This window comes from Gelidimonas denitrificans (assembly GCF_055694065.1).
In genome coordinates this window covers 3,096,761-3,112,347 of the sequence record NZ_CM146350.1, presented here as the reverse complement: position 1 = coordinate 3,112,347, position 15,587 = coordinate 3,096,761, and the positions used below count along the sequence as shown (strand labels likewise).

Below are 15,587 nucleotides of genomic sequence, written 5' to 3'. Positions count from 1 at the left end.
CTTGCTGCTAGGCTGCCGGCCCGCGCCCAACCGGTGCCGGCGTGATGTTTACAATCAGTGAAAACAGCTTGTCCAGGCTCTCCTTGTATTCACTACCGGCAAGCGGGTCCGCATTGGCAGCAAACTGCGCATCGATCACGGCCCAGTCATCCGGCGTCAGAAATTTGATGGCAGCGGGAAGAACCACATCTTCTTCCAAGCTCATATGATCGGAATAGAATTTGGCATATGTTTCCACCATGTCAAAAAATGACTGGAATGCTGCGGCGCCCTCAAGTTCATATTGCGTCAGCGCGCGTTCCAGTGCACGCAACTGCGACTCGCCTAGCTTGTGTTGAGACTCCAGTTCTTCAATAGTCTGATCGATTCGATTGGTGCGCTCGCGTAACCGAGCAAACAGGTATTGATCTTCTTTCGGATGATGCACTTTGTGCGGGTACTCGCTAATGTATTCGAGCATTGCCCGAAATACCTTGGGGTCCGGCGCTTTCTTGCCCTTGTTGATGGCGCGCACGAAATGCTGCATGCCTTGGAGCACAGCCGACAGCCGATCATGTTCATTCTCAATGACACATATCGCAATATGATGTGATAGCACACGCATAAAAGGCCTTTTTAAAATCACGTGAGCCAAACTACTCTGTACCCGCGATAAGGACAAGCGCGTGAATCAACCATGCAGCATTAAATCCGCCATATCGGTTGCCAGAAGCTCGCCTGGCGCAAGCGTCATTGCGCAGCACTGCACCCTTTCGCACGTAAAGTGGGATGGGGAAAAATCGGCTGCGCTGGAGCCTCACTCTTCCAAGAGGGCTAGATGATGGGTATTTGATGCCGCGTAAAGCGGGTTCAATTGGATGCGATAGGCTGAAGCGCAGCTTTGTGACGCTGAATCATCTGGCTGCCGTCATCATCGCGTTTGGAAAGGCGCCGCTGGTCGTCAATATTGTTTACGGATAAGTTCTTAAAGTCAAAGTAGCTTTAACTTGGAATTAATTACATGAAAAATAGAGAGCAGCAGTTACTGGAAGAAAACGCAAAACTCAAGCATCTCATCTCTCAGTTCACCGGGCTGCTGGACTCGATTCCCGATCCTGTTTTCATGAAAGATTCAGACTTGCGGTGGATCTATGGAAACCCGGTTATTCTAAATCTCTACAGTATCGATAAAAACAACTACATCGGCAAAACGGAAGACCAGCTTTTACCCGAGGAATTTGCTGAATCATGCATGCAGAGCGACAGAGATGCAGTCGCTGGCCGCAGATTAATGCAATCGGAAGAGCGTGCCCGTACTGACGATGGAATCATGCATTACTACGAAGTATTTAAGGTTCCGTTTCACGATGAATCGACGGGGGAATTCAAAGGATTGATTGGCGTGGGACGGGATATCACCGAGCGCAAGAAGGTGCAGGAAGAGCTGGAGATAAATTACCTAGAGCTGCAAATGGAGTTGAAACTCAGAAAAGAACTGGAGGAAGAGAATCGACTCCAGCAGTTAATTTTGGAACAGAAAACCACACTGGCTGATCAGTCTGAAAGACTCACGATGCTCAACATGAGCCTTGTCCTGGAAGCGGAGCAGCGGAAAAAACTAGAGCAAGAATTGCAGCAATTAGCCTATACAGATCCGCTCACGGGACTGAATAACCGGCGACGTGTTATGGAGTTGGCTGAAAATGCATTTGAACGCTACCGGCGCAACCATCAATCCACAGCACTCCTGATGATCGATCTTGATCATTTTAAAAAAATAAATGACACGTTTGGACATCAAACGGGCGATGAGGTTTTACGCCAGTTTGCCAGGCAATGTAGAAGCGAATTACGCACAATAGATATCGTAGGGCGTTTCGGGGGCGAAGAATTTATAGCGATACTCGCCGGATTGGACAAAAACCAAATTAACATAGTTGCCGAGAAACTCCGAACAGCATTTCATTCAATCCAGTGCATCCCCAGTTGTGACGCCTATCCCACCTATTCTCTATCAATCAGTATCGGTATCCATATCTTTACCGAGACATTAACTTCGCTCGATGCAGCAATATTATTGGCGGACCAGGCTCTTTACGAAGCCAAGCGGCAAGGGCGTAATCGTGTGGCTTGGGCATAACATATTGACGCCAACTCGGGTTTGACCAGGAGCGCCGGCCAATCATCGGCCACGCATGCAGGTCGGGCGAAGAACGCGATATTCCGCTAATCGAGGACGATACCTGCGGCGATCTGGACAGAGAGAAATGCCGCTCACCGCAAGCAAGACCTGGGACCGCAGCGGGAACATCATTTACTGCACTATGCAGCCGGCATGTTAATGAATAGCTTCCGGCAGTAACCGCGCGGTGCATTTAAGCCGATTCCAGCGCCAAAATCTTTGCACCGCACAGAAGTTGGCGCTGGGCTGGCCGCACTTCGCGATTACGCAAACGCTCTATGTTGCGACACGCCGCCAAAGATATACTTTACATGTATCTATGTTAGAGTGGTCAGAGCAGTGACTGATAAGCATCACAACGCAGAACAACTTTTCGGGAATATATATGAAACGTTTAGACGGCAAGATTGCAGTGGTAACCGGAGCGAGCGGTGGCATCGGCCGCGCGATTGTTGAACATTTTGTCGCTGAAGGGGCAAGAGTTATCGCTTTTGCACGCAATGGCGACAGCCTGCGGGCGCTGGAAGCAGCCAACCCGGGCAAGGTGAACGCTGTGATCGGCGACGTCACCCGACAGGAAGACTTGGAACGTCTGCTCAAGACCGTCGTTGAAAGTGTTGGCGCCATTGATATCCTGGTGCCGAATGCCGGTATCGCCCGCGTTGCTTCCTTTGAAGACAGTACGGCCGCCGCATTCGCGACGCAGTTTTCGGTGAATCTGTTCGGTGCGGCCGAGACAGCGCGCCTGTTCGTCCCGCACATCCGCAAGGGTGGCTCGATACAGTTCATTACGACCTTTCTGACGCAGGTGGGATTTCCCGGGTTGGCAATTTATAGCGCCAGCAAGGCAGCGCTCAAATCCCTGTCGCAGACCCTGGCTGCGGAACTCGCGCCAAAGGGCATACGCGTCAATTCCATCGCACCGGGCCCGATCGCCACAAATTTGTGGGCAACAGTTGGGCTGCCCCCCGACGCCCTCAATGCAGTCGCAGAAAAAATCAATGCGCGGCTGATGCTGGGTGCGTTCGGCCTGCCAGAAGACATTGCCGAAACGTCCGTTTTCCTCGCCTCGGACGCGGCGAAAAATATCTATGGGCAGGAAATCGTAGTCGACGGCGGATACACCATTGGTTAATGAATGCGCGCAAGAGATGCCGCATTTTGTACTCCGTGTACTCCATGTGTTTCGTTAACTGATCGCGCCTGAACGCTACTCATCAGAAGTAAGGTACCTAAATGGCAAAAAAATTTCCCGTGAATCCAGAGCATCCCGAGCGACTTTGCTGGGGATGCGACAAGTATTGTCCTGTCGGTTCCCTAGCCTGCGGAAACGGGTCCGAGCGCACGCAGCATCCGGCTGAACTGTTTGGAGCGGACTGGCTCGAGTGGGGCCTCGACTCTGGCGCAAAACCGGCAGAGCCTGCGGACAGCTGACGCTAGTTCCTGCTCTAACCCCTGCTCCTACTGGCGATCCTTGAAGATACGGTCCGGCCCATACGGCATCGGCCGCGCGCAAGGACTGGAAGCCACTGTGCTGACGTTCGTTCGGCAAGCGCATCTCGTTGCGCGCCTTTTTGACCTGCGGGCAAGGCGTCAGCGCCGCATCCACCCCGAAGCGCTGCAATTTCCATTGGTAAAATGGGAACGGCTGGGCGCTCACATCGGGCCTGCACTACGTAAAATTGAGCAACTAATGTTACGCACCGGTCCTTTCGCGAGAAAGATGAACAAGTATTGCAGCGGTTTTTGGCAGGTTGGGTCAGCGTAGCGTAACCCGACATTCGTAGCCGTAAATATCGGGTTACGCTACGCTGACCCAACCTACGATGCTGATCGCTGTGCATTCTTTCGTGCTTTTCGTGTCTTTCGTGGACAATGCTTTTTATATTTCGCACTCCGTGCGGAATGTCAGTTTATAAAATCGATCGGCTCATGCAAAACATCATATCCATAGCAAATCTCTGCAAGACCTACGCCTCCGGCTACCAGGCCCTCAAAAACATCAATCTGGAGATCCGCCGTGGAGAAATCCTGGCATTGCTCGGCCCCAATGGCGCCGGCAAGACTACGCTGATTAGCTGCATCTGCGGCATCCTGAATATATCCGAGGGAACGGTGCGGGTGGATGGGCACGACATCGTCACGGATTTCCGCGCCACGCGATCCCTGATCGGTCTGGTGCCGCAAGAGCTGACCACCGATGCCTTCGAAACAGTGTGGGCGACGGTATCCTTCAGCCGCGGACTGTTCGGCAAACCGGCCAATCCCGCCTACGTCGAAAAAGTTCTCAAGGACTTGTCGCTGTGGGACAAGAAGGATAACAAACTGATCACCTTGTCCGGCGGCATGAAGCGTCGTGTGCTGATTGCCAAGGCGTTGTCGCACGAGCCGCAGATCCTGTTTCTGGACGAACCGACCGCTGGCGTCGATGTCAACCTGCGGCACGACATGTGGCAATTGGTGCGTTCGCTGCGGGATAGCGGCGTGACCATCATCCTGACCACCCATTACATCGACGAGGCTGAAGATATGGCCGACAGAATCGGCGTGATCAACAAGGGCGAGATCCTCCTGATTGAGGACAAGAAAGAACTGATGCGAAAACTGGGCAAGAAACTGCTGACGCTGCAATTGGAGCAGCCGCTAGAGCGCATCCCGAGCGAACTTGCCGCCTACGACCTGAATCTGTCGGGTGATGGCAGTCAATTGATCTATACCTACGCAACCGAAGAGGAAGGGGGCACCATCATTTCGCTGCTCAACGCGGTGAGCGCGGCGGGCATCGGATTCAAGGATATTCAAACCACACAGAGTTCGCTTGAAAGTATTTTCGTCAACCTGATAAAGGACGAGCAATGAACTTCCACGCAATCCGCGCCATGTATATGTTCGAAATGGCGCGCGCCTGGCGCACCTTGTTGCAAAGCATCGTCGCCCCGGTAATCTCGACCTCGCTGTATTTTGTAGTCTTCGGAGCCGCGTTAGGCTCGCGCATCACCGAGATCGACGGCATCAGCTATGGTGCATTCATCGTCCCGGGACTGGTCATGCTGTCGTTGCTCACGCAAAGCGTCTCGAATGCCTCTTTTGGAATCTTCTTCCCCAAATTCACCGGAACCATCTATGAGCTGCTGTCGGCGCCGGTGTCGTATCGGGAAATAGTGGTCAGCTATGTCGGCGCAGCCGCGACCAAATCGATACTTCTCGGTCTGATCATTTTGGCCACGGCCGGAATCTTCGTTCCGCTGCATGTGGAGCATCCGATCTGGATGATCCTGTTCCTGGTGCTGACGGCGGTGACCTTCAGCCTGTTCGGTTTCATCATCGGCATCTGGGCCGACAATTTCGAGAAACTGCAATTGGTTCCGCTGCTGATAATCACGCCACTGACGTTCCTTGGTGGCAGCTTCTATTCGATCAAGATGCTGCCGCCGATCTGGCACACGATCAGCCTGTTCAACCCGGTGGTTTACCTGATCAGCGGATTCCGCTGGAGCTTCTATGGCAATGCCGATGTGAGTATCGCGGTCAGCCTCAGCATGACCGTGGTGTTTCTGGCCGCCTTCCTGGCGATCGTGGCTTGGATATTCAAGACCGGCTACCGACTCAAGTATTGATGCCGTATTAATACCGTATGAATACTATCAAGCAGTCAGCCATGCGCAAATAACGCGAAATTTCCGCCGCACCTGCGCCCGCGACGTTGAGCCGGGCTCAGTGCCGCGGGCAGGACGCATGGATCGAGGCCACAGCCGCAGCATCGCGTAGCTCTACGGCCTTGAGCGCCAGCAGCAGCAGCGTGCCAACGACCATCACCCCAGCCGCAAAGTACAGACCTGCGTTATAGCTGCCAAGGTGGGCGGCCAGCGCGCCCGTGATTGCCGGGCCGACGATCTGGGCTGCGCCGTAAGAGAGCGTCATCTTACCCATCATCTTGGCCGGGCGGGTCGGGTAGTAGCGGCCCGCCATGGTCAGCACCAGGCTCACCATGCCGATGAACGTTCCACCGAAAAGCAGGGCCCCGAAAAGAGCGGCAAACAGGCCGCCGACCATGACCGGCAACAAAATCCCTATGATTTGAAGCACGGAAGCCAATATCAGGGCGTTGAGATCGCCGGTGCGGCGGGCGATCAAGTCCCAATTGATGCATGCCGGCGCGGCGCCAATCCCGATCGCCAGGAACACCAGGTTGCCCTGTCCGGCCAGTCCCGGCAACTTGTTCACGATGGCGACGATGAAGGTCGCGCTCACCACGTAGCCGAAACCGGCGCAGAAATAAGCGGCCATGAAGATGCGCAGATAGAGCGGGCTCGGCGGATGGTCTTCCATCTTCTGTCCGGTCTCCGTCAAGCCGCTTCGATCCGGCGCGGGCAACCAGCGCAACGCGGGCACCAGGAGCAGACAACCGAGGGCGGTGAAAGCGAACCACTGCTGGCGCCAGTCCAGCCACGGGCTGAACAGCGTCACCGCGGCGGCGCAGCCAGCGATGCCCAGGCCAATGCCGGCAAAGTGGACGCCCAATTCGCTCCTGTGGTTGTGGCGGATCAGCCAGTTCAGGATCAGGCCCGTCCCGAAGAGCATGCCGGCGGCGCTGCTGAGGCCGGCGACGTACCGGGACAGCGCCCATATGGTGATATCCGTGGTCAGGCCCATGACGGCGGTGCTGACAATGGCCAGCACCATGCCGATACGGTACAGACGATCCTTCAATACCAGGTCGCTGATGAGGGAGGCGATGATCGCCCCGCTCAGGTAGCCGGCGTAGTTGATGGCCGCCAGCCAGCCGGCTGCGGCCACGCCAAGCCCCGCTTGCTGCTGCATCAGCGGCAGCAAGGGCGTATAGGAAAAACGGGCAACGCCCAACACCAGGATCAGGCTGAAGATGCCGGCACTGAGGACCTTGAGGCGCTCTCTCTGTTCACGCATATTGGAACTCTTTGGTTTATTTTGGACATTGAAAGCGCGCTGTCATTGCGTTGCATCCATGAAGTCTGTCGCACTGCGGCCTTTCAGGCCGTGGTTGCGGGCAGCGGTATCCTGGCCGCTTCATGCAATCACCACCGTATCTGCGGGGTCACTGCGGCGACTTGGCTGCTTCACAGTGTGCGCCAACCCATCGACCGCTGGTGTCGGCATGCTGGCTGATAGGATTTCCTTGTGCAACGCCATCGAATTCAGTCCGTCCTGAAAATCGCTCCGGGCTGGTGAAAGTCCCTTCCGCTGTTCCATTTCCCTTCAGGTTAGCGTTGTCGCAAGCGAATTCCAATCTGTATTTATTTCCGATGCGGGTCGCGTTTTTAGCGGTGCATCCCGACTGGTTTTGGTAAAAATCAGGCGGAATTTTCTGATCCGCCATTTCCTGGGTAATGCACACCTGGGACGTTGCCGCGCCATTCTGAATCTGCGGCATATCAATTCCGTTCTGCCTGGCCAAGTTCATCAAATTTTGCATTTGGTCTGGCGGAATCTGTGGCACTAGCCGCAACAGATCTGAGGTCGTTGTCATTTCCCATAATCCGGGGCGCATGTTGTTTTCCGCCGAGTGCGCAGTTGACACCAGCAATGATGATATGAAAACAAAAGGAAGAAAAATTTTGCGCATTGAGTCTCCTGAAAGGAATTAATGTTATACAACTTTCAGAGAGCGCGTAACCGGGTAAGTTCAGAATATTGCCGATTCAACATGAAGTTGCTGTTGCCCGCTGGGTCCGGCATGCATAACCATTCTGAAATATACTTTTTTTTGATTCGTAAAAAATTTCCGTGCGGACCCTAAAAGGCTGCATTTTTCATTGATGGCCATAGAATAAAAAAGTGGTTTAACCTAAGACTCCGGGAGGGGACGCAAGATGATTGAGTTATTTACCGCCGCCACACCGAACGGCCACAAGATATCCATCGCGCTGGAAGAATTGCAACTTCCTTATGCGATGCGCGTGCTGGATTTAAGCGAGCATGAGCAAAAACAACCGGAGTTTTTGGCGATCAATCCCAACGGCCGCATTCCGGCGATCGTGGATCACGATGCTGATGACTTTGCGGTCTTTGAATCGGGCGCGATCCTGATCTATCTTGCCGAGAAAACCGGAAAGTTGATGCCGGGCGATCCGAAGGGCCGATCACGCGTGCTGCAATGGTTGATGTTCCAGATGGGCGGCATCGGTCCGATGATGGGCCAGGCAAACGTGTTCTATCGTTATTTCCCTGAAAAAATCCAGCCGGCGATTGATCGCTACCAAGGTGAATGCACGCGGCTGTTCCGGGTTCTGGATGGACATCTGAAGGATCATGAATATCTGGCCGGAGATTATTCGATTGCCGATATTGCCAATTGGGCCTGGGTCCGTACGCACCGATGGTCGGGGGTGTCGGTCGAGGCGTTCCCGCATCTGAAGCGGTGGCTGGCATCGATCCGCGCCCGGCCAGCGGTGCAGCGCGGCATTCTGATGCCGCCCTCCAACCTGGATGTGCGCGATGACGATGCTGCCGCGCAGAAATTTTCCGAAGAGGCGCGCAAGATGGTCGAGATGGGCCAGTCACAGAACAGCGGAACAGCGGCGTAGTGCCGTTTTCAAAAATAGCATTCCAATCAGAGGAGAGATCATGAAACTTTACACCTCGGCGCGTGCGCCGAATCCACGACGGGTGGATATGTTCCTGGCGGAAAAAGGCGTGCGCGACATGGAACGCCAGTTGGTCGACTTGAACAGCCGCGAGCATAAGAAGGATGATTTCCTGGCGCGCAACTCCTTGGCAACGGTGCCGGTGCTGGAGCTTGACGATGGCCGCTTCCTTGCCGAGTCGCGGGCCATCTGCACCTATCTTGAGGCGGTCTATCCGGAGCCTAATTTAATGGGCCGCGATGGGGAAGAGCGCGCCTTCATCGAAATGACAGATCGCCAGATCGAGTTCAGTTTGTTTGCCAGCATCGCCAATTGCGTGCGTCACACCCATCCGGGATTGGCGGTGCTTGAACAACCCCAGTTTCCCGATTACGGCACAGCGCAGGGCCAGAAAATGCGGGAGATTGCGCGTTGGCTCGATGGCCAACTGGCGTCGCGTCCCTACGTCGCAGGCGAGCGATTCACCATCGCCGACATCACCGCGTTCTGCGCGGTTGAATTCGCCCGACTGATCAAGTTCAGGCCGGGCGCGGAAGGCATGATCCATCTGCAAGCCTGGCGCGACCGCATCGCGCAGCGGCCGAGCGCCAAGCTGGCTGATGCCTGAGGTGATGGCTTGAGCTGGTGTTTTGGAAGAGCATCGCCGGCCAAGAGTGACATTTTCGCCATATTTCCACGAAGAACTGTAATATTCGACAACACACACGAAGGATGCCTGCGAGACTTACTTGCGGAGCGAGACATTGATGATTCAATCGGGTCAAGACCCAGGCGATTGATTTTTCTTGCTCTGTGATCGCGAGAATCTCTCTCGTTTCTCCGAGGTTCTGTGATGCCTGAATACCGAAAAAGCTTTCTCTACTGCATATTTTTTTGTCTGGCACTCGCCGTTGTGGCGGCATACGATCTTCGCTTATCGTATCTCAATGAAGAAAATGCCACCCGGTTGCGGGTGGCCAATGCCAGCTACCTGGTCAGTGAATGGATCAAGGGGTCCATGCAGAACTCGGACTATGTGTTGCGTGACATTGTCAGCCATGTGCCATTGGCAGAACTCCGCTATCCCTATCCAGACACGATGCAGCATGCCCGTATTTCGGAGTTTATTGATGTCAAGCGGAAAACGCTGCCCAATGCGGTTGGCGTTGGACTTAGCGACAAACGTTGCATTATTACTCACACGAATGCCAAAGTAGGTGTTGATGTCAGTCAACGAGAATGGTGTCAGGCATTCCAGACCGGCCCGCAGCGCGAAACATTTGTTTCGCACATGTATCTCAGCAAAGCGGGGCGGCCGTCTATTACTCAGGTCCGACGCTTTCCAGGCGCTTCACCCGGGTTTCACGGTTTGGCAGGCATAGCCGTTGACCTGGAATTTTTCTCCAAGTGGCTTGGGCAGGTGCCGGTTGGTCCGCATGGAACCATCGTGATCGCAGATACATGGTTTAGCTTGCTGGCAAGGAAGCCGGCAGTGCCGGAAATGCTGGGAAAAACAATAAATCATCCGCAGATCAAAGCGTTCATTGCGTCCGGCGAGAGTTACGCGACCTTCCATTCTCAATTTTCTCTTGATGGCGAGAGTAGTCTGTACGGTGTGCGCAAGGTCGATGATCTGCCCTTCATCATTATTCTTGGTGAGGCAGACTCCGACTGGCTGGCGGGTTGGCGACAGCGTGCATGGGGGGAGGTGATTGCTCTGCTGCTGTTCTGGGGGATGGCGATTCGCATCTTGCGCGAACACTGGGCGCTGATGCGCCAACAGAAAGCGCTCTCGGAAATGGCCAACACAGATCCCCTTGCCGGGATTGCCAACCGACGCCATTTTATTTCCAGGTCTGAGACAGAATTAAAACGGGCTCGGCGATACAACTTCGGCCTTGCTGTACTCATGCTTGATATTGACCACTTCAAACAGATCAACGATACCCACGGACATGCCATTGGTGACCAGGCAATTGTCGTGTTTGTCAATGCTTGCCAAAAGGTGCTGCGGGATATTGATTTGCTCGGTCGCTTTGGCGGCGATGAATTCGCCATTTTGCTGTCCAACACGACTGCCGAAGGCGCGCGGGCAGTGGCGGAACGTCTTTGCCAGGGAATTCGGGCAAGCGAGATACCGAACAATGAAGGAGTCGCGCTATCAATGACCTCCAGCATCGGGTTAGCCATGGTGGGCGCTGATATAACAGATGTCTATGCTGCTTTGGCCAAGGCGGATGCAGCCCTTTACCGAGCTAAGAAAAAAGGACGTGATTGTGTTGAGTTTGCGGACTGAAAGATCGGTCGGAAGAGCAAGCTACCTTGTAATAGCATGGTAAGCACGGTGGGTTGGATAACGCTAGGCACTAATCGTTTTATTGAGAATTTATGCCGGAGTATGTCAATAAACGTATGCTTCGACGCATTATTTATATGCATGAATTAAATATACGTTATGTAGTATGTTGTTCGATTGGTCCTGGCAACAAGTTGCATCCGAGACCGGATTCCGTTGCGCTCGGCCCAGCCTGCCAGCGCCATTCTGAATCAGAACAATACAGAATTTAGTGTTTGCCACCCCAGACTTCCGCCACCCGGGCGTCGCGGCCGCAATTGGCGCGGTAGAAGCGATAGCGGATCGGGTTCTTCTTGTAATAATCCTGGTGGTATTCCTCGGCGACGTAAAACGGCTGCGCCGGCACGATTTCGGTGTAAATCTGCCTGATCTGTCCGCTTTTGAGCAGCGCCGCCTTGCTGGCCTCGGCTGCCGCACGCTGCGCATCGTTGTCATAAAAGATCGCGCTGCGGTATTGATTGCCGACATCGCAGAACTGGCGGTCCTTTACGGTCGGATCGATGTGATGCCAGAAATAATCTAGCAGCGTTGCATAGCTGACTTTGGCGGGGTCGTAATTGACGCGCACCGACTCGACATGTCCGGTGCCGCCGGCGCTGACTTGCTCGTAAGTGGGATTTGCGGTGCCGCCGCCGGTGTAGCCGGATTGCGCCGACAGTACGCCGGGCAGTTTTTCAAAATCGGCCTCGACGCACCAGAAGCAGCCGCCGGCAAAAATCGCGGTTGCCGCTGGCGCCGATGCCGGTCCTGTGCTGGCGGTGCTGCCCGCCTGGGCCAGTACGCCGGAACCCGGCTGCATGCATGCCAGCAGCAGCATGATGGCTTGCAGTATTGTTTTCATGTCCGCAGCTCCGGCAGCTTGCGGTCTGAGGGTACAAACTGTAACGCGACGCCGTTGTTGCAGTAGCGCAGCCCGGTCGGTTTCGGCCCGTCGTTGAACACATGGCCCTGATGTCCGCCGCAGCGGGCGCAGTGGTATTCGGTGCGCGGCAGAATTCGCTTGAAGTCTCTGTGCTTTTCAACTGCAGCCGGCAACACATCGAAAAAACTGGGCCAGCCTGTGCCGCTATCGAATTTTTGCGCGCTCTTGAATAGCGGCAGATAACAGGCTGCACAAACATAGTTGCCGGCGCGTTTTTCAGCGTCCAGCGGACTGCTGCGCGGCTGTTCGGTGTCATCTTCAAACAGCACTGCGTAGCTGCTTTTTGGCAACAACTTCTGCCATTCAGACTTGGATTTCTTCAGAGTGGGCGCTGCCGCCGCCCGCGCGGCAAAAGGCAGCAGACTGCCCGCCAGCAGCAGGCTGGACAGATATTGGATTGATAAGCGACGATTTAAGCGGCGATCCATGACGACTCCTCATTCCCATTCCTGAATCAATTATGTCCTTTGTCGGCCGCGCTTGCCGTACCTGCGCACTGCCTGCGCTTCCTATCAGAATTCGCGTCGTTCGCAGCATGCGTTTTTGCGATTAATGCGAATCTGGCGGCGAACCCCCATTTTTTTCGTCACAATTGCGAGCCCAGCAGCGAGGCGATTTGTTCGGTGAATTTTTCTTGCCAGGGCCGCTGCTGCCACGCCTGCAGGGTGATGGTTTTCGAGCGCCGCAGATCGTCCTCGAAAATGGCGATCTGGCGCAGGGCAAAGTTCTGGTCCATTACATTCAGGTTCGCTTCGTCGTTCAGGCTGAATGACCGGTTGTCAAAATTGGTCGAGCCAACCGACACCAGCAACGCGTCCACCACCAGCGCCTTGACATGAAACATGGTGGGCTGAAATTCGGCGATTCCGATTCCTGCGGCGAGCAGGTCGCCCCAGCGCGAACGGGAAGCGCTGCGCACCACTTCGGAATCGATTGCAGTGCCGGGCGTGATGATCTGGATCTTCACGCCGCGTTTGGCCGCGTCCACCAGCGTCTTCACGGTCAGGTCGTCGGGCACGAAATACGAGCTCGACAAATGGATGCTGTGCTGGGCCGCGGTGATCGACATCAGGTACATCAGTTGCATGCTTTCGCTGCCGCCGGTGGGCGAGCTGCTGAACATTTGCGCCGCATTGGCACCGGCGCGCTTGAGCGGCGGAAAGTATGCCACGCCGTCCAGCACGCGGCCGGTAGCCTTGGTCCAGTTGTCGACGAACACGGCCTGTATCTGGCCTACCACCGGGCCTTCGACCCGGAAATGTGTGTCGCGCCAGTGCTTGTCATCTTGCGCGTTGCCGCGCCACTGGTCGGCAATGCCGACGCCGCCGGTGAAGCCGACCGCGCCATCGACCACCAGCAATTTGCGGTGGGTGCGGTTGTTCAGGCGCGCCAGTTTCCACAACACGGGTTTGTGATAACGCTGGACCTGCACGCCGGCCTGTTTCATCGCGTCCAGGCTGGCCAGGTCCATTTTCACGCTGCCGATGAAGTCCAGCATTACGTGCACCTTGACGCCGGCCCGCGCGCGCTCCATCAGCGCCTCGCTGAACTCGCGTCCGATCGATTCCGACCAATAGATATAGGTTTCGAACGTGATGGTTTTTTGCGCGCCGCGGATCGCCTTGAGCATGGCGGCAAAGATCGCGTCGCCATTGACCAGCACCTCGACTGCATTGCCTTCCAGAATAGGCGGCCCCAGCAGGACGCCCATCGAGCGCCGGAACTGCGGGTCTTCGGTGTTGTACTGGCGCGTGAGCTGGGTCTCGATGTGATTTTCGCCGGGCAGAAAATTCAGCACGATGAATACCGCAACTAAGGTAAGGATGCAGGCTATCAGTGCAGTCATGGCGCTTCGCTTGGTCATCTTGGCATCCCGAGGGTGCTTGCCGCGTTTTTGACAAGCAGCGTTGAGCCGCCATCGGCGTCTCGCCGCTTGATTTTTTCAGTATAAGAAAAGCGTTAAGGTTGGGCTTGAGCGTGCGCAATGCGCGCGCTTGCGTAGTGGCAGCGGAAAGAGCGGCCACCCGCTTCGCCAGTGAACGTTAAGGTGGCAGAACCAAATTTATCGCGCGTCAAGTCAAGTCAAATCACATCAAGGCGGGCGGAGCCTGACCCGTTAGCGCTGCTGCAGCCATCAGAACCCCCAGCAAAACAAGGGATTCCAGACGGAGAACGAAGACAAGGCGATGCAGGGCGGCCGCTAATGTCGTCGCTCGCAAATCCGAAGAATCTGACGAATTTTCTATTCCTGCGACTGCGGGAAAGCCGATAAATCGGTTAAATGCGCCCAGGCCGACTGCGACAGCGACCAGGCACAGCTTGATGGTAAGCGCGTTTCCGTAAGCGTTTCCGGACAGATTGTCCAAACTCCCGAGCCCCCGATAGGCGTTATACGCGCCAGTTGCTGCTATTCCCGCCAACGCAATGGCGGCAGTACGCGATAGCGCTTTCAGGAAACCGGCGGTAGCGCGTAAGTCAGCTTTTTGGAGAACGCCAGCGCACGGCAATACCATCCATCCTGAAACCATGATTGCGCCGGCCCATAGACTAATCAGAAGCAAGTGCAGCCATTCCACCCCCGCATCCAATCCGAACATTCCATTGACGCCCGCGTGACTCGCGATGACGCGCGTAAACGCAAAAACCAACAGAAGCGCTACCAGCAAACTGTCGTAGGCGCGCCTGTCGCGCATTTTGTCGTGCGCCAGATATGCGCAACCGAGGACCAGCAGCGCGACCAGTCCGCACAGTCCGGCGCGTCCATAATGGGTCAGGCTCAACATGGTCCAGAATGCGCCACGCGCATCCCAAAGACTGGAGTCGTTCATGACCGCTGTTTCGGCCCAGAGCGTACAGAAACTGCCCGCAATGCAGATTCCTGCGGCGGCAAGCACGGAGGAGTAAAGCCGGCGCCGCGCTCTATCACACCAGCTTGCCGCGCAATTTACTAACCAGATGCGCGCGAAAAATGCTCCCGCCATCCAGGCCAAACTGGCATTCAAGAGCACGGTGGAAATTTCTTTAAACAGAACAACCGTGTTCATTCACTTTACCGTGAATGTGTACTCGCCTTTTATGCGGTGACCGTCCTGCCCAACCACAGCCCAGTGCACGCCATAAACTCCCGGTTTTAAAGCCGGCAGCGCAAGCTTAAGTACGGATGGCTTGGCCGGGTCTAGCTGAGACTTGGCGGTACCGACGTTTTTGCCGGCGCTGTCAGTAACCTTCACCGAACTGAATGCTGCTTCGAGCTTTTCGTTGAAATGCAGGGAAACTTCGTCCGGAGGCGCTGCGAGCGTCGCTCCCGCAGCGGGAAGCGCGGTTTGTAGTTTTGCATGGGCCCAAGCGCCCGCGCTAACAAAAATCATTCCTGCCAGTACCGAAGTGAAAAGGAGTCTGTGCAACCGTGTCATGGTATTTCCTCTTTGGTTAATAACGGATGTTATGGGTGTTATGAATGTTACGCATGTTCATTATCGTGGAAAACAATATCCGCGAAAGACAGGCAAATCACGAACAGGATCCAGAACACAACAAGTTTCACTA

16 protein-coding genes and 1 pseudogene are annotated in these 15,587 nt (G+C 55.1%); 9 read left to right on the top strand and 8 right to left on the bottom strand.

Annotated features, from left to right (window positions below):
• Positions 1 to 7: 7 nt before the first annotated feature.
• Positions 8 to 604: a hemerythrin domain-containing protein gene (locus FKCLFG_RS14470; RefSeq protein WP_472613777.1), complete on the bottom strand. Its 597-nt coding sequence runs from the start codon at positions 602 to 604 to the stop codon at positions 8 to 10.
• 257 nt (positions 605 to 861) lie between these two features.
• Here FKCLFG_RS14470 and FKCLFG_RS14465 point away from each other — a divergent pair.
• The 6 genes and pseudogenes from FKCLFG_RS14465 to FKCLFG_RS14440 all read left to right on the top strand — a co-directional run.
• Positions 862 to 960 (top strand): annotated as a pseudogene (locus tag FKCLFG_RS14465) (IS5/IS1182 family transposase); the annotation flags it as partial.
• Positions 961 to 1,000: 40 nt separating this feature from the next.
• Positions 1,001 to 2,119, top strand: coding sequence for a sensor domain-containing diguanylate cyclase (locus tag FKCLFG_RS14460; RefSeq protein WP_472613776.1), 1,119 nt, complete (start codon positions 1,001 to 1,003; stop codon positions 2,117 to 2,119).
• A 427-nt stretch (positions 2,120 to 2,546) separates the two neighbouring features.
• Positions 2,547 to 3,296 carry an SDR family NAD(P)-dependent oxidoreductase gene (locus FKCLFG_RS14455; protein WP_472613775.1) on the top strand — a complete coding sequence of 250 codons (750 nt, stop codon included), beginning with the start codon at positions 2,547 to 2,549 and terminating at the stop codon, positions 3,294 to 3,296.
• A 101-nt stretch (positions 3,297 to 3,397) separates the two neighbouring features.
• Positions 3,398 to 3,595, top strand: coding sequence for a DUF3079 domain-containing protein (locus FKCLFG_RS14450; RefSeq protein ID WP_472613774.1), 198 nt, complete (start codon positions 3,398 to 3,400; stop codon positions 3,593 to 3,595).
• 498 nt (positions 3,596 to 4,093) lie between these two features.
• Positions 4,094 to 5,020 carry an ABC transporter ATP-binding protein gene (locus tag FKCLFG_RS14445; RefSeq protein WP_472613773.1) on the top strand — a complete coding sequence of 309 codons (927 nt, stop codon included), beginning with the start codon at positions 4,094 to 4,096 and terminating at the stop codon, positions 5,018 to 5,020.
• On the top strand, positions 5,017 to 5,778 hold the full coding sequence (locus tag FKCLFG_RS14440; RefSeq protein WP_472613772.1) for an ABC transporter permease: 762 nt from the start codon (positions 5,017 to 5,019) through the stop codon (positions 5,776 to 5,778). The genes FKCLFG_RS14445 and FKCLFG_RS14440 overlap by 4 nt, the downstream gene beginning before the upstream one ends.
• Before the next feature lie 97 nt (positions 5,779 to 5,875).
• On the opposite strand, the gene FKCLFG_RS14435 is transcribed toward FKCLFG_RS14440, so the two are convergent.
• Positions 5,876 to 7,087, bottom strand: coding sequence for a YbfB/YjiJ family MFS transporter (locus FKCLFG_RS14435; protein ID WP_472613771.1), 1,212 nt, complete (start codon positions 7,085 to 7,087; stop codon positions 5,876 to 5,878).
• 148 nt (positions 7,088 to 7,235) lie between these two features.
• Positions 7,236 to 7,763 carry a DUF3617 domain-containing protein gene (locus FKCLFG_RS14430; RefSeq protein WP_472613770.1) on the bottom strand — a complete coding sequence of 176 codons (528 nt, stop codon included), beginning with the start codon at positions 7,761 to 7,763 and terminating at the stop codon, positions 7,236 to 7,238.
• A 247-nt stretch (positions 7,764 to 8,010) separates the two neighbouring features.
• Between FKCLFG_RS14430 and FKCLFG_RS14425 the strand changes: the two genes are divergently transcribed.
• The 3 genes from FKCLFG_RS14425 to FKCLFG_RS14415 all read left to right on the top strand — a co-directional run bounded on the left by FKCLFG_RS14425 (position 8,011) and on the right by FKCLFG_RS14415 (position 11,059).
• Positions 8,011 to 8,724: a glutathione S-transferase family protein gene (locus FKCLFG_RS14425; protein WP_472613769.1), complete on the top strand. Its 714-nt coding sequence runs from the start codon at positions 8,011 to 8,013 to the stop codon at positions 8,722 to 8,724.
• Positions 8,725 to 8,764: 40 nt separating this feature from the next.
• Positions 8,765 to 9,391 (top strand): glutathione S-transferase family protein, encoded by a 627-nt coding sequence (locus FKCLFG_RS14420; RefSeq protein WP_472613768.1) that lies wholly within the window; start codon positions 8,765 to 8,767, stop codon positions 9,389 to 9,391.
• A 225-nt stretch (positions 9,392 to 9,616) separates the two neighbouring features.
• On the top strand, positions 9,617 to 11,059 hold the full coding sequence (locus FKCLFG_RS14415; RefSeq protein ID WP_472613767.1) for a sensor domain-containing diguanylate cyclase: 1,443 nt from the start codon (positions 9,617 to 9,619) through the stop codon (positions 11,057 to 11,059).
• Positions 11,060 to 11,327: 268 nt separating this feature from the next.
• Here FKCLFG_RS14415 and msrA read toward each other — a convergent pair whose 3' ends face one another.
• From msrA to copC, 5 genes are all read right to left on the bottom strand, one after another.
• Positions 11,328 to 11,960 (bottom strand): peptide-methionine (S)-S-oxide reductase MsrA, encoded by a 633-nt coding sequence (gene msrA, locus FKCLFG_RS14410; protein ID WP_472613766.1) that lies wholly within the window; start codon positions 11,958 to 11,960, stop codon positions 11,328 to 11,330.
• Complete coding sequence (gene msrB / locus FKCLFG_RS14405) at positions 11,957 to 12,469, bottom strand: peptide-methionine (R)-S-oxide reductase MsrB (RefSeq protein WP_472613765.1); 513 nt, start codon at positions 12,467 to 12,469, stop codon at positions 11,957 to 11,959. The genes msrA and msrB overlap by 4 nt, the downstream gene beginning before the upstream one ends.
• Positions 12,470 to 12,627: 158 nt before the next feature.
• On the bottom strand, positions 12,628 to 13,887 hold the full coding sequence (cls, locus tag FKCLFG_RS14400) for a cardiolipin synthase (protein ID WP_472613764.1): 1,260 nt from the start codon (positions 13,885 to 13,887) through the stop codon (positions 12,628 to 12,630).
• A gap of 241 nt (positions 13,888 to 14,128) precedes the next feature.
• Complete coding sequence (locus FKCLFG_RS14395) at positions 14,129 to 14,869, bottom strand: copper resistance D family protein (protein WP_472613763.1); 741 nt, start codon at positions 14,867 to 14,869, stop codon at positions 14,129 to 14,131.
• A 216-nt stretch (positions 14,870 to 15,085) separates the two neighbouring features.
• The gene (copC, locus tag FKCLFG_RS14390; protein WP_472613762.1) at positions 15,086 to 15,454 is read right to left on the bottom strand and encodes a copper homeostasis periplasmic binding protein CopC; all 369 of its coding nucleotides are present in this window, start codon (positions 15,452 to 15,454) and stop codon (positions 15,086 to 15,088) included.
• Positions 15,455 to 15,587: the final 133 nt, after the last annotated feature.